Below are 14,703 nucleotides of genomic sequence, written 5' to 3'. Positions count from 1 at the left end.
ATTCGTGGATATTAAGACTAAAGCCCGTCCTCAGTGATGGGCTTTACTGTATCTCAGCATTGAGAAGCAATCGTCGCTCGATATAACCAACGAAAACACAAGCAAAGCTACCGTTACCACGCAATGAGCTTTACACTTAACAAGCGTCTCAATAGGTGAAAATATGGAACTCATTCTCTCTCTGCTGCAACAAACCTGCGTCTACTTAGTGATTGCTTACATGCTGAGTAAAACCCCACTGATTCTCCCTTTGTTGAGCATCTCATCTCGCTTAAGCCATAAGATCAGCTGCTACGCTCTGTTTTCCCTGTTCTGCATTATGGGTACCTATTTCGGACTGCAGATCAATGATGCCATCGCCAACACGCGTGCGATGGGTGCGGTAATGGGAGGTCTGTTTGGCGGCCCTGTCGTTGGCTTTGCCGTCGGCTTTACTGGTGGAATTCACCGTTACTCATTAGGCGGCTTCACAGACTTGGCTTGTGCTATTTCCACCACAGCAGAAGGCTTGATTGGCGGCCTATTGCACGTTTACTTAGTCAGAAAGAACAAAGCCAGCCAACTGTTTAATCCGTTAGTGGTTTTCTCGGTAACCCTGTTTGCAGAGATCATTCAAATGCTGATTCTACTGGCGGTCGCAAAACCATTTGAGCAGTCCTATGCTCTGGTTTCCGACATTGCTGCGCCAATGATCATCGCTAACTCGGTCGGTGCTGCGTTGTTCATGAGTATCATCCAAGACAGAAAAACCATCTTCGAAAAGTACTCGGCTACCTTCTCACGCCGCGCATTAACCATCGCCGAGCGTTCAGTAGGTATCCTACATGGCGGCTTCAATTCTGATAACGCACAAAAAATCGTACGTATCGTTTATGAAGAGACCAATGTTGGGGCGGTAGCGATTACCGACCGAGAAAAAATCCTCGCGTTCGTCGGCATTGGTGATGAACACCATATTCCGAATACCCCGATTTCATCGCAAAGTACCCTCACTTCGATGGAACAGAACGACATCATCTATCTTGATGGCAAAGAGAACCCATACCAATGCTCCCTATCGCAGGATTGTAAATTGGGCTCTGCGCTAATTATTCCATTGCGCGCGGGTAATGAAGTAGTCGGTACCATCAAGCTCTATGAGCCAAAGCTGAAACTATTCTCGACCATCAACATGTCGATGGGGGAAGGTATCGCTCAGCTATTGTCGAGCCAGATCCTCTTTAGCAACTATCAGCAACAGCAAACGCTACTGACACAAGCAGAAATCAAACTGCTGCACGCTCAAGTGAATCCGCACTTCTTGTTTAATGCGCTTAACACCATTAGCGCAGTAACACGTCGTGACCCAGATAAAGCTCGAGAGTTGATTCAGCACCTGTCTCACTTCTTTAGAAGCAACCTAAAGCAGAACATCAACACCGTGAAGCTCAAAGACGAACTGGCACACGTCAACGCTTACCTGACCATAGAGAAAGCACGCTTTACCGATCGACTAGAAGTGGAATGGGATATCGACCCGCAGTTATACGAGTCACAACTACCAAGCTTTACCCTGCAACCATTGGTTGAGAACGCCATCAAGCATGGCATTTCGAACATGCTAGAAGGTGGCACAGTGAAGATCTATAGCGAGGCTTTCGAGGGTGGATTCAAGTTAACCGTTGAAGACAATGCAGGTAATTATCAGAAGCCATCTCAAGATCATGTAGGATTAGGGATGGAAATTGTTGATAAACGACTCACTAATTTCTTTGGACAAGATTCAGCACTAAAAATAGAATCTCAACCACAGCAATTTACTCGAATGAGCTTTATCATACCTATACTCAAATAATGGTATTTTCGGAGACAAATCGCTCCGAGTTGAAATAAATAGAAGTAGACATTTAAAAGATAAGCGTGAATCAAGCAGGGATAGAACCAAGATGAAGATTGTAGGATGTTAAAGGCATTAGTTGTCGATGATGAGCTTTTTGCTCGCGAAGAGCTGATTGAGCTGCTGACCGAAACCGGAGAAGTAGAAATCATCGGCCAAGCGAGTAACGCGATCGAAGGACTGAAACAGATCAACCTACTCAAGCCTGATGTCGTGTATTTGGATATCCAAATGCCGCAGGTTACCGGGATTGAACTGTTAAGCATGCTTGACCCAGACACCATGCCTTACGTGGTATTCGTTACCGCCTACGACCAATATGCGATTCAAGCCTTTGAAGATAACGCTTTTGATTACCTACTTAAGCCAGTCGAACCTTGTCGATTAAACAAGAGCGTTTGTCGCCTGAATAAGGTCATCAAGCAAAACCAGAAAGCACCAGAACAGAACATCTCAGCGATTGCTCCCTGTCACTTAGAGCAAATCCCGTGTATCGGTCATAACCGCATTGTGATCATGGCAAGCCAAACGGTCGAGTGCGCCTATTCCGATATCAGTGGTGTGCATGTTCGTAGCTCATCGCAAACCGCGACTTCACAGTTAACGCTAAAGATCTTGGAAGAAAAAACCGATTTGATTCGCTGTCATCGCCAATATTTGATCAACATAAAATCGATCCAAGAGATCAAACTATTAGAGAATGGATTAGCGGAGATCATTACACTGACCGGCTTTGAAGTCCCTGTTAGCCGTCGTTACTTAAAGACTTTAAAAGAGCAACTCGGTCTCCAGTAACGAGTTAGAAGTTAGACGACTTGTTCCAAAGCACGATCAAAAAAGCCAACGTATCAACGTTGGCTTCCTGCTGTTTACAAATCAATAGTGTTTACGAATCGCTAGTATCACGAATCGATCTTGTCACCAATCAATAGAGATTAGTCGACTTGCTTAATCTGCAGCTCTTTTGGTACTTCAAAGAACATGTTCTCTTCACGACCTTGAATCTCTTCAACGTCAGTCGCACCCAATTCACGAATACGATCTAAGATTTGGTTTACTAGCTCTTCAGGCGCTGAAGCACCCGCTGTCACACCAATTTTCTTTTTCCCTTCAACCCATTCAGTTTGAATGTCTTCAGGGCAATCAGTTAGGTAACCTGGCGTGCCTAGTTTCTCAGCCAGCTCTTTCAAACGTGTTGAGTTAGATGAGTTCTTAGAACCAACAACAATTACCACATCAACGTCATTCGCCATCTCACGCACTGCGTCTTGACGGTTTTGAGTCGCGTAACAGATGTCGTCTTTACGTGGGCCTTGAATCTCAGGGAACACTCGACGTAGCTCTTCAATTACATCAGCTGTTTCATCTACTGATAGCGTCGTTTGGCTAACGTAATGCAAGTTACTTGGATCATTTACCACTAGGTTCTGTACATCCTCTGGCTTCTCAACCAAGTACATACCACCAGTTTGGCTCGCATATTGACCCATAGTGCCTTCAACCTCAGGGTGGCCCGCGTGACCAATCAGTACTACTTCCATATGTTTGCGGCTCGCACGAGCAACCTCCATATGAACTTTAGTCACCAAGGGACATGTCGCATCAAATACCGTTAACTCACGCTCTTTCGCTTCTTTACGAACCGCTTGAGAAACACCGTGAGCCGAGAAGATCACGATGTTGTCGTCTGGCACTTCACTCAGTTCTTCGACAAAAATAGCACCACGCTGCTTGAGCCCCTCAACAACAAAGCGGTTGTGTACCACTTCATGGCGAACATAGATCGGTGGCTGATACATTTCGAGTGCGCGCTCTACGATGCTGATCGCACGATCGACACCGGCACAAAAGCCACGAGGGTTAGCTAACATTATTTTCATTTCATTGCTCATCATTTACCGCGGTACTAAGGTTGCTTCTATAGAGTTCGCCGTCAGCGAGGTTCGCATTCTACAGTGAAGCGCCTAGACAGTGAAGCTCTGGGTTGTGTGTCACAGCTGTAAGGCTATCTTGTTCTAGCGTGAAGACAGCTATTCTACCGTTAAGAGTGTTATTCTACCGTTAAGATATTGACGTCAAAGGTAACGTCTTGGCCAGCGAGTGGGTGATTAAAATCAACCGTCACTGAATCACCTGCGATCTCAGTAATAATACCTGGAATTTCCATACCGTCAGGACCTGAGAATGCCATGATAGTGCCCACTTCAACTTCAGAGTCGCCAACAAACTTAGCACGATCCATATAGTGAATATGATCTGGGTTTGGCATACCAAACGCGTCTTCCGCTCTCAGTTCGATAGACTTTTCAGTGCCGGCTTCAAGTCCAAGTAAGCACGCTTCAAAGTTCTCACTTAGGCTGCCATCGCCCATGACGAACTTCGCTGGCTTGCCCATATTTTCCGTACTATCGGCAACTGAACCATCCTTCATTTTAATCGTAAAATGTAGAGTTACTGCTGAATCATTTTTAATTGCTGCCACGTTACTTTCCTTAGATTTCTTTATTATTTGAGAACGCAATTTGCTTCGCTCTCATATCATATCAATCACAGTAAGTAAGTACTCAGACATAGTTCAGGGAAAAGGCTTGAGAACAAGGCAGAATTTTTCGATAAGTAGTTATTCTACAATCAAAAATTCTAACGAAGTTATCGAGGCTTTTAGCAAACTAGGGAGAGTAGTTATTTACTACGATTGATATTAATTGCAGCATAAAAAAAAGCGCCGTCGGAATCAACCGACAGCGCTTAGGGCTATTCTATTCTGTGAGTCATAGACTGACTTTGAGGCAAGCTATTTGCTTTCGTCTTTCTTACGGAAACCATCTAAGATGATCATCGCAGCACCGATACAGATTCCCATATCCGCTAAGTTAAATGCAGGCCAGTGGTAAGTGCCCCAGTAGAAGTCTAAGTAATCGACAACAAAGCCATGTACGACTCGGTCAAACACATTACCTACTGCACCACCAATGATGATCGCATAAGCAATGTTATTCCACTTCTCTGCTGCTGGTAGTTTGCTCATCCAGTACGTCAGCATACCTGTTACCGCAAATGCGATACCCGTAAATAACCAACGCTGCCAACCACTTTGATCACTCAAGAAGCTGAATGCGGCGCCGTAGTTATGAACGTACAAAAAGTTAAAAAACGGCAACACCTCAATACGGTTTGCCCAACCATAACCCATATTGTCCATGACAAAAAGTTTAATGCCGATATCTGCAAGGAAGACTAATAGAGCCAACCATAACCAACGCACACCAGATTGTTTTAACGAAACTTCACTCATTTCTATTCCTAGTATTTACGAAGTTGGTATTCATTGTTAGTCACTTTAAGTGACCTTGATTACCAACTTGGTTAAACACATTTCCTATAACTAAAAATAACCCCAGTTGATACTGGGGCTATGATTTTTACAAAAAGTTCAGTCTTTCTCTGAGCAGTTATGCGAATTTACGCACTTCGCCTTCACCGTCAATGTTCGACACACAACGACCACAAACTTTCTCGTGACCTTCGATAGTGCCTACATCTGGAGTGTGGTGCCAGCAACGGTCACACTTCTCAGCTTCAGTCGCCGCTACTTCAACGAATAGACCTTCAACGTCTGTCGCTTGAGCCGCATCAGACTTCTCGCTCAGTGGCTTAACAACCGCAGCAGAAGTGATAAGTACGAAACGTAGCTCATCTTCTAGCTTGTTGATCTTAGCCGCTAGTGCGTCGTCAGCGTATAGAGTAACTTCAGCTTGCAATGCACCACCGATTGTTTTCTCTTTACGAGCGTCTTCAAGAAGCTTGTTCACTGCGCCACGAACAGACTGGATTTCAGTCCAGAATTCGTTGCTTAGCTCTTCGCCTTCTGCAAGACCAAATAGACCTTCGAACCACTCACCTGTGAATACGAACGTGTCGCGCTGCTCTCCAGTTGGTAAAGAGCTTGGCATCTCGTTCCAGATTTCATCTGCAGTGAACGACATGATAGGTGCCATCCAACGAACTAGAGCTTCTACGATGTAGTAAAGCGCAGTCTGACAGCTACGTTGAGCATGACTGCCCTGCTTCGCTGTGTACTGACGGTCTTTAATTACGTCTAGGTAGAAAGAACCCATTTCGATAGAACAGAACTGCATTAGACGCTGAGTTACACCGTGAGTGTTGTACTCGCCGTATGCTTTAACGATCTCTTCTTGTGCAGCTTGAGCACGGCCAACAGCCCAGCGATCAAGTGCAACCATCTCTTCAGCAGGAACTAGGTCAGTTTCAGGGTTGAAACCGTTCAAGTTCGCTAGGAAGAAACGAGCCGTGTTACGAATACGACGGTAAGCATCCGCTGAACGCTTCAGGATTTCATCAGAAACCGCAACTTCACCCGTGTAGTCTGTAGAAGCAACCCATAGACGCAGGATATCTGCACCTAGCTTGTTGGTTACGTCTTTAGGAGCAACAACGTTACCGATAGATTTAGACATCTTACGGCCGTTACCATCCACTACGAAACCGTGCGTTAGTACTTGCTTGTACGGTGCTTCGTCTTTCATCGCGATAGATGAAATTAGAGAAGACTGGAACCAGCCACGGTGTTGGTCTGAACCTTCAAGGTAAAGATCAGCACTGTGAGTGCGCTCTTCGTTCGGGAAGTTGTACTCTTCACGAGAATCAACAACAGAGAAGTGCGTAACACCTGAGTCGAACCATACGTCTAGCGTATCCATTACTTTTTCGTACTTATCAGCGTCTTCTGCGCCCATAATTTCAGCAGCGTCTACATCCCACCAAGCTTGAATGCCTTTCTCTTCAACTAGCTTCGCAACTTTTTCAATAAGCGCTGGGCTTTCTGGGTGAAGTTCTGCTGTTTCTTTATGAACAAACAAAGCAATTGGCACACCCCAAGTACGTTGACGAGAGATACACCACTCAGGACGACCTTCAACCATGCCTTCGATACGGCTTTGACCCCATTCAGGCAACCACTCAACACTCTTGATTGACTCTAGTGCTTTAGCACGTAGGCCAGCTTGATCCATAGAGATGAACCATTGTGGTGTTGCGCGGAAGATGATTGGAGTTTTGTGTCTCCAACAGTGTGGGTAGCTGTGCTCGTAAGCGTGGTGATGCAGAAGTGCACCTTTCTCTTTTAGAACTTCTAAAACAGAGTCGTTCGCTTTGAATACGTGCTGACCAGCAAATAGCTCTGTATCTGGCAGGTAAACGCCGTTAGAACCAACTGGGTTAGCGATTTCTAGGTTGTACTTTTTACCAACCACGAAATCTTCTTGACCGTGACCAGGCGCAGTGTGAACCACACCAGTACCTGAATCTGTTGTTACGTGATCGCCAAGAACTGCAGGAACAGTAAAGTCGTAGAACGGGTGGTTGAACTGAGAAAGCTCAAGATCAGCACCTGTAGCAAAACCAAGGTTGTGGAAGTGCTCGATACCTGCACGATCCATTACGTCTTTTGCTAGTTCAGAAGCAACAACGATACGTTGAGCAGGCTGGTCGCCATTCGCTTCAACTTGGATAAGCACGTATTCAAGATCATCACGTAGACATACTGCGCGGTTAGCAGGCAGAGTCCATGGTGTTGTTGTCCAGATAACGATAGAAATTTCGCCTTGACCCGCATGACCTTCAGCTAGAGTAAATTTCTCTAGAAGCGCCGCTTCGTCAGCTGCTGTAAATTTCACATCGATAGATGGAGAAACTTTATCTTTGTATTCAACTTCAGCTTCAGCCAGAGCAGAACCACAATCAGTACACCAGTGAACGGGTTTGAAACCTTTAAGAAGGTGACCTTTGTCTGCGATTTTGCCAAGAGAACGAATGATGTTCGCTTCTGTGCCAAAATCCATAGTGCGATAAGGTTTGTCCCACTCGCCCATGATGCCAAGACGTTTGAAGCTCTCTTTCTGACCTTCAACTTGACCCGCAGCGTACTTTCGACACTCTTCGCGGAATTCAGCCGCCGAAATCTTCTGACCAGGCTTACCTTTCTTCTTCTCAACCATTAGCTCGATTGGAAGACCGTGACAGTCCCAACCAGGGATGTACGGTGCATCAAAACCAGAAAGGGTCTTAGATTTGATAATAATGTCTTTAAGAATCTTATTCAGCGCGTGGCCAATGTGAATATCGCCGTTCGCGTATGGAGGGCCATCATGCAGTACGAAAGATTTTTTACCTTTCTTTGCCTTACGGATTTCGCCGTAAAGATCTTCTTTGTACCAACGCTTCAGCATTTCTGGCTCACGATTTGCCAGATTGCCGCGCATTGGGAACCCTGTTTCTGGTAAGTTCAGGGTATCTTTATAATCACTCATCGATTCTTAATTCCGTTATATTGGGCGAAGTTAGACATTATGTTAATCGGTGGAATCATCCGATTAATTCTTTAGCTGAAGCAGCCACACCCTTGCGGCTTCAGCATCCAATTCTATTTGATTCTTTAGTGCGTCGAACGATTCAAATTTTATCTCGTCGCGCAGTTTGTGCAAAAGTCGTACTTCTAACTGTTTACCATATAAATTGGCTTTAAAGTCAAAAAAATGCACTTCCAATTGCTGCCTTACCCCATTAACTGTTGGTCGTTGTCCAATATTAGCAACGCCACCGACAGGAACACCGTCGATATCCAAAGCTTCAACAACATACACTCCCGATACAGGAGAAACACAACGCTTTAATGGAATATTAGCGGTAGGGAAACCGATAGTTCTCCCTAGTTTTCGACCATGGGACACTCGACCACTAATACTGTAATCACGTCCTAACATGGTAGCACTTGCAGCCAAGTCATCGACCGCTAATGCATTTCGTATCTCAGTACTGCTTACTCGTAATTGGTTTAAGCAATAGCTTTGGGTGCTGACCACCTCAAAACCGTACTTCTCGCCCGCCTCTTTGAGCATAGCGAAATTACCGGTACGACCTTTACCAAAGCAAAAATCGTCACCAACCACCAAGAACTTCACACCAAGCTTATCAACCAAAAGATCCTTAATGAATGCTTCCGCGGATAAACTTGCAAAATACTGATTAAAATTAACACACAATAAGCGACTGATATCTAGCTTACTCAGTTGCACGTATTTGTCTCGTAAACGAGTTAAACGTGCTGGCGCTCTATCTCGGGCAAACAGCTCCATAGGCTGCGGTTCAAACGTCATAACAACAGAAGGTAGCCCTAATGCTGCAGCTTGTTTAGAAACCTGACTCAAAACCTCTTGATGTCCTAAATGAACACCATCGAAGTTACCTATGGTTAATACACAGCCATGATGCTGCGCTTTAATATTGTGTATACCTCGGATCAGTTCCATTATGATCAGCTAAAACCTGTTATTTGCATCATTTATTGTGTGAAACCGACGGATTATATACTAATCAGTATTAATCTGTCGCTGCTTTTAAATGTTTTACTCGGATACCTAAAATCAGTAACGAAACAATATAAACAAAGCCACCAAGTCCAATCAAGCCAGTTAATGTCAGCGCTCTCTGGCTAAAGCTCCATTCAAGCCAATGTTGCATATTATCCAGCTGCCATAAAATAGCCGCTACCATCACCACACCTGAGATAATTAATTTGGCACTGAACAACAAGGTTGTCTTAGTTAATTGATACACACCCGCAAGGTGCAATCCTCGATATAACAAGGCCATATTCACAAAGGCAGACAGTGCCGTCGCAATCGCCAAACCCACATAGCCATAAAAATAAGCAAAGATCGCGTTAAACACCATATTGGTCACCATAGCGATAATGCCGTACTTAACCGGTGTTTTGGTATCTTGGCGAGAGTAATAGCCCGGAGCTAAAACTTTAATCAGCATGAAATTAAGCAAGCCTGATGCGTAAGCTACCAATGACATCGATGCTTGCTGTACATCGTGTGGAGAGAACTCACCACGCATAAATAGCACCATCAACATGGGTTTAGCTAAAACGATAAGACCTAACATCGCAGGAATACCAAGCAGCAACACCATGCGCACGCCCCAATCCATGGTATGCGCGAACCCTTCCCCTTGAGCATCTACGTGTTTACGAGACAAAGCAGGAAGAATCACAGTCGCAATCGCGATACCGAATAAACCGAGAGGAAATTCAAGCAGTCGGTCTGAGTAGTACAACCAACTGATAGAGCCTGTTGCGAGGAAGCTGGCAATAAAGGTATCAAACAATAAGTTGATTTGGCTGACCGATACACCGAACAGAGCAGGGATCATTAATGTGCGGATCTTAACCACACCCGGGTCTCTCCATCCCCACTTCGGCTTAACCAACACACCCGCTTTGATCAAGAAAGGCATTTGGAAAAGGAATTGGACTAAGCCACCAAGAAACACACCAATAGCCAAACCAATTTCTGGTTGTTCTAAATTAGGTGAGATAAACCATGCAGCGCCTATGATCATCACGTTCAAGAACACAGGAGTAAAAGAAGAGACCGCAAATTTACCTAATGTATTAAGAATGGCACCAGATAAAGCGACGAAGGTGATAAACCATAAATAAGGAAAGGTAATCTTGAGCATAAAGCTCGCTAGCTCAAATTTGGGTGCTGATGGGCCATCATTTAGCCAGTCGATAAACCAACCCGCACCAAACATCGCGGTGATCACGCCAGAGCCCAATACCCCGATGACGGTGACAATAGAAACTAAAACCCCGAGCGTCCCCGACACCTTAGCAATTAAATCTCGTGTCTTATCTTTATCACCTGCGGCGTGATATTCCGTTAATACAGGAACAAACGCTTGAGAAAACGCACCTTCTGCAAAAAGTCGACGTAAGAAATTAGGAATTTTATTAGCGAAGAAAAATACGTCGGCACTCGCTCCTGCCCCCATCAAATTTGCTACTACTACATCACGTACTAGCCCCAATACACGGGAAACAAAAGTCATTGCGCTGACAATCAGGCCTGACTTTAATAGTCGTTTACTCACAGAAACCTCTGACACTGGTTGATTACTTTCAAGCGAGGATAAATACTATCCTGTCCTAAGAAGCATATTTATTAGCATTGGTCTAAAAATGCTGTTAGAATCCCCGCCATCTTAACCGCGATGACCTTTCCATACCAAAGTTTGTTTGGCTACGATTGGTTTTTGCACAAATCATTTGACAATTAAGCGCTAATGAGGGATAGTCCTCGCCCTTAAATTGTCACCGAACTAAGTTTTTGGGAGTTAGACCCTTGGCAAACAGTAAATCTGCTAAGAAGCGCGCTATCCAAGCTGAGAAACGTCGCCAGCACAATGCTAGCCGTCGTTCTATGATGCGCACTTACATGAAAAAGACTATCGCAGCTATCGCAGCTGGTGATAAAGAAGCTGCAACTGCTGCTCTTGTAGAAGTTACACCACTTCTTGACCGTATGGCGACTAAAGGCCTTATTCATAAGAATAAAGCTGCACGTCATAAGTCTCGTTTCGCTGCTGCAATCAAAGCTCTTTAATAGAAATTTGATTACAACGCAAAACGAAAAAAACCGGCCTAGGCCGGTTTTTTTATATCTAAATTTTGAGTAACGCTTTTATTTTACGTGCTAACAGCCGTTTTTCTGACCGATAAACAATTTAAGCAGATAGATAAAACAAACAATCAGAAAAATAAATAGAGAAGCAAATTGGTACGTAGATAGATAGGTAAACACTAACGTTCAATGTGAAATGCTAACACTTCCTTGTGTCATTCTATCGCTGATAAGAAATCCCCCTCCCACCAGCAATAAGCTACTTGCAGTAAATACCATGCAGTAGGTTAATCATCGCTTTTACTTCTTCACTACTCAATGTGTAATACACAGTTTGAGCTTCTTTGCGAGTTTCGACCAAACCATCTCTTCTCAACCAAGCAAGATGTTGAGATAAAGCAGACTGACTCAGTTCCAACTTGCCGCACAACTCCCCAACCGACAGTTCAGTACCATGTAATAGGCATAAGATCTGTAAGCGACGCTCGTTGGCCATGGCTTTGAGTAGAATCACAGCTTGTGCTGAGTTCTTCTCCATATCTTTTAAGTTCATAGTTTGGCTCCCTACAACCTTTTCGCCAACTACGGGCTATCAGTATTTCCGGCATATTGCGGAGTTATGATAATCGATATCAATTCATTAACAAACTATCTCACTCGAACAATTTGCTAAAATCTGCGTCACATACGTTTTTAACTGCTGGATGTTGGATCATCCTCTCAGCAAATATGACGTAGTACTCCTCTTTTAACTCTTCAATACCGCCTAATAGTTGCAGTGATGTGTCGTCTTCCACTTCAGACATATAAAGCGTCGGTGCTAAAAATATTGCGTCATGATGGTAACGAGCAAAAGCCTTCATCAATGCGGCATCATCAAACTCACCTAAAATATCTGGCTTAAGCCCTTGTCTATCAAACCATTGCAGCACTTTACGACCCATTGAGGTTCGGCTGCCAGGGATCAAAAGCTTTCTTTGCTCCAATACAGCAGGGAAATTAACCCCTTCAACCTGACCTGAACTAAAAAAGCTCATTCCACTCTCACCCAGCTTTTTACTGAACAGGCCAGGGCTTTGACTAGAGTCCACCGGACAGTCAGACAAAATCATATCGAGCTTATGTTGAGAGAGTTGCTCAAGTAGCATTTCATGGGTCGATTCAAAACAGCGCAAGTGAATGCTGTTATCTGGAGGGATGGTCGACATCAGTATCTTACTGACGAGTCTTTTAGAGAGCGCATCCGCGACGCCAACATCAAACAGAATATTGGAGTGCTGGCTGTAATTCACGATGTCCAGCATCTCGTAACTCAGGCCAAACATACGATCGGCATATTTAAAGACCAGTTGCCCAAGCTCTGTAGGCTCAACACTTCGGCCATTACGCTTGGTCAACTTGCCATCCATGCGTTCTTCTAAGGCTTTTATCTGCCCCGTTACCGTTTGTGGTGTTAGGAATAGGGCTTCTGCAGCTTTAGTAACAGAGCCTTGCTTGCAAACCATCCAGAAGTAATACAGATGGTTGTAGTTGAGATGCGACATAGATGTGCCGTAATAAAAGAGTAGATACCCTTTTATATCAAATATGACACCGCCACTCAACAAACTCGGAAAAACCTAACCAAACATAGATTTACCACTTATTTTTTCGAAGTGTCTGATTTCATAATGTAATATTTCATCGATTATTTTCAATTTTTTTCTAACTTTTAAGATCTATATCACCTATAGAATTTCCATTAAAAAACAATTTAAAACAACAACTTAAAACAAACACATTAGCAATTGGAATATTTAAAGAGTAAATCATCACAAAAAAGTCGCACCTAAACCAAAATGTAATATTACTGAAATATTTCCCCTCTAACATCACGCTCAGATTAAACAAACAGACCAAACACAGACTTAAACGGTCCAATGGAGAAAACATTATGAACCAAGCTACTACTGCAGCAGCGCCTATCTCGAGCACTACTCGTTGGCTACGCTGGGCTAACTTGGCATTCATGCTTTACCTACTATTACTTTCAGTTTCAATGGTTGGTACAGGCTTCAAATGGGCAACAGGCGAGCAAGCAAAGGTTCTTTTCGAATTTGCTTCACACCCAGTTGCAGGCTTAATGATTGGTTTAGTAGCAACAGCGCTTATTCAATCATCAAGTACAGTTACTTCAATTATCGTTGGCCTTGTGGCAGGTGGTTTACCTGTTGAGCTAGCAATTCCTATGATCATGGGTGCTAACATTGGTACTACGGTAACCAATACGCTAGTTAGCCTTGGTCACGTTCGTTGTAAAGAAGAGTTCAAACGTGCATTCGCAAGTGCGACAATCCACGACTTCTTTAACCTATTAGCCGTTGCTATCTTCCTACCACTAGAGATGGCGTTTGGAATTCTAGAGAAAATTTCTCACTGGTTAGTATCACCGATGCTAGCAACAGGTGATATGAGCATGGGTGGTCTTAACTTCATCAAGCCAATCACTAAACCAGTAGTCAGTGCGATTAAAGAGCCACTATCGACATTTGGCGATACTGTTGGCGGTATCATGCTTATCGTTCTAGGTATCGCGACTATCTTCGTAGCTATCACGGTAATGGGTAAGCTAATGAAGAGCCTGATGGTGGGTCGTGCTCGTGAGATTCTAAAGAATGCAATTGGTCGTGGTCCTATCCACGGTATCGCTTCTGGCTCTATCGTTACTATCCTTGTTCAGTCTTCTTCAACGACAACAAGCTTGATGGTTCCACTAGTAGGTTCAGGTGTTCTTAAAGTACGTGACGTTTACCCATTCACTCTGGGTGCAAACATCGGTACGTGTATTACCGCTCTATTAGCAGCGACAGCAGTATCTGGTGAGTTCGCAGTATTTGCACTGCAGATTGCTCTAGTACACTTGGTGTTCAACATCATGGCAACGGTATTCATCTTTGGTATTCCGTTCCTACGTGAACTACCAGTAAAAGCCGCTGATATTATTTCTGACATGGCTGTGAAGAACAAATCTGTAGTGGCTGGTTACCTTGTTGCGGTATTCCTTGTACTGCCTGGTAGCGTGTTAGCTCTTACCGCTTAATAGCAAAATAAACATCGCTTATAGCAAAGCCCGCTACCTCCTAGGTTGCGGGCTTTTTCTTTTTAAGAGCAGATACGGGATTCGTGTAAGCGAGTATCGAAGAGAAAGAGCCAATGCGCGTTGAGAGTATACGAGTAACATAAAGCATCACACAGCATATGATTTCTCTGCTCTTCGAATCTCGATTACTCGTCACTGTAACTTAGATACAAAAAAGGCTGCACAGAGGGCAGCCTTTCAATCAAACAAAGCGAGTG

General features: G+C 44.1%; 12 protein-coding genes. 4 read left to right on the top strand and 8 right to left on the bottom strand.

The window, feature by feature from the left end; translation table 11 throughout:
* Positions 1 to 163 precede the first annotated feature (163 nt).
* Positions 164 to 1,834, top strand: a complete 1,671-nt coding sequence (locus F0229_RS12745) for a sensor histidine kinase (RefSeq protein ID WP_171732979.1) — start codon at positions 164 to 166, stop codon at positions 1,832 to 1,834.
* 105 nt (positions 1,835 to 1,939) lie between these two features.
* Positions 1,940 to 2,671, top strand: coding sequence for a two-component system response regulator BtsR (gene btsR / locus F0229_RS12740; protein WP_017106772.1), 732 nt, complete (start codon positions 1,940 to 1,942; stop codon positions 2,669 to 2,671).
* 140 nt (positions 2,672 to 2,811) lie between these two features.
* Here btsR and ispH read toward each other — a convergent pair whose 3' ends face one another.
* The 6 genes from ispH to murJ all read right to left on the bottom strand — a co-directional run bounded on the left by ispH (position 2,812) and on the right by murJ (position 10,837).
* Entirely contained in the window at positions 2,812 to 3,768 is a 957-nt protein-coding gene (gene ispH, locus F0229_RS12735) for a 4-hydroxy-3-methylbut-2-enyl diphosphate reductase (protein ID WP_082154845.1), read from the bottom strand.
* 158 nt (positions 3,769 to 3,926) lie between these two features.
* On the bottom strand, positions 3,927 to 4,358 hold the full coding sequence (fkpB, locus tag F0229_RS12730) for an FKBP-type peptidyl-prolyl cis-trans isomerase (protein ID WP_081090253.1): 432 nt from the start codon (positions 4,356 to 4,358) through the stop codon (positions 3,927 to 3,929).
* A gap of 312 nt (positions 4,359 to 4,670) precedes the next feature.
* Positions 4,671 to 5,171 carry a signal peptidase II gene (lspA, locus tag F0229_RS12725; protein WP_004735054.1) on the bottom strand — a complete coding sequence of 167 codons (501 nt, stop codon included), beginning with the start codon at positions 5,169 to 5,171 and terminating at the stop codon, positions 4,671 to 4,673.
* Positions 5,172 to 5,328: 157 nt separating this feature from the next.
* Complete coding sequence (ileS, locus tag F0229_RS12720; protein WP_171732978.1) at positions 5,329 to 8,205, bottom strand: isoleucine--tRNA ligase; 2,877 nt, start codon at positions 8,203 to 8,205, stop codon at positions 5,329 to 5,331.
* A gap of 63 nt (positions 8,206 to 8,268) precedes the next feature.
* Positions 8,269 to 9,204, bottom strand: a complete 936-nt coding sequence (ribF, locus tag F0229_RS12715) for a bifunctional riboflavin kinase/FAD synthetase (RefSeq protein ID WP_017062867.1) — start codon at positions 9,202 to 9,204, stop codon at positions 8,269 to 8,271.
* A gap of 70 nt (positions 9,205 to 9,274) precedes the next feature.
* Complete coding sequence (murJ, locus tag F0229_RS12710; RefSeq protein ID WP_367613542.1) at positions 9,275 to 10,837, bottom strand: murein biosynthesis integral membrane protein MurJ; 1,563 nt, start codon at positions 10,835 to 10,837, stop codon at positions 9,275 to 9,277.
* A gap of 251 nt (positions 10,838 to 11,088) precedes the next feature.
* Between murJ and rpsT the strand changes: the two genes are divergently transcribed.
* Complete coding sequence (gene rpsT, locus F0229_RS12705) at positions 11,089 to 11,349, top strand: 30S ribosomal protein S20 (protein WP_004739529.1); 261 nt, start codon at positions 11,089 to 11,091, stop codon at positions 11,347 to 11,349.
* Positions 11,350 to 11,626: 277 nt separating this feature from the next.
* Here the strand turns inward: rpsT and F0229_RS12700 are convergent, their stop codons facing one another.
* Entirely contained in the window at positions 11,627 to 11,920 is a 294-nt protein-coding gene (locus F0229_RS12700; RefSeq protein WP_017062868.1) for a metalloregulator ArsR/SmtB family transcription factor, read from the bottom strand.
* A 100-nt stretch (positions 11,921 to 12,020) separates the two neighbouring features.
* Entirely contained in the window at positions 12,021 to 12,911 is an 891-nt protein-coding gene (gene nhaR, locus F0229_RS12695; RefSeq protein ID WP_017062869.1) for a transcriptional activator NhaR, read from the bottom strand.
* A gap of 389 nt (positions 12,912 to 13,300) precedes the next feature.
* Between nhaR and F0229_RS12690 the strand changes: the two genes are divergently transcribed.
* Positions 13,301 to 14,446, top strand: coding sequence for a Na/Pi symporter (locus F0229_RS12690; protein ID WP_171732976.1), 1,146 nt, complete (start codon positions 13,301 to 13,303; stop codon positions 14,444 to 14,446).
* Positions 14,447 to 14,703: the final 257 nt, after the last annotated feature.

It is taken from the genome of Vibrio sp. AIC-3, assembly GCF_013114515.1.
GTDB lineage: Bacteria > Pseudomonadota > Gammaproteobacteria > Enterobacterales > Vibrionaceae > Vibrio > Vibrio crassostreae_C.
The sequence above is the reverse complement of the archived record's forward strand: the minus strand, read 5'-3'. Positions and strand labels throughout refer to the sequence as shown.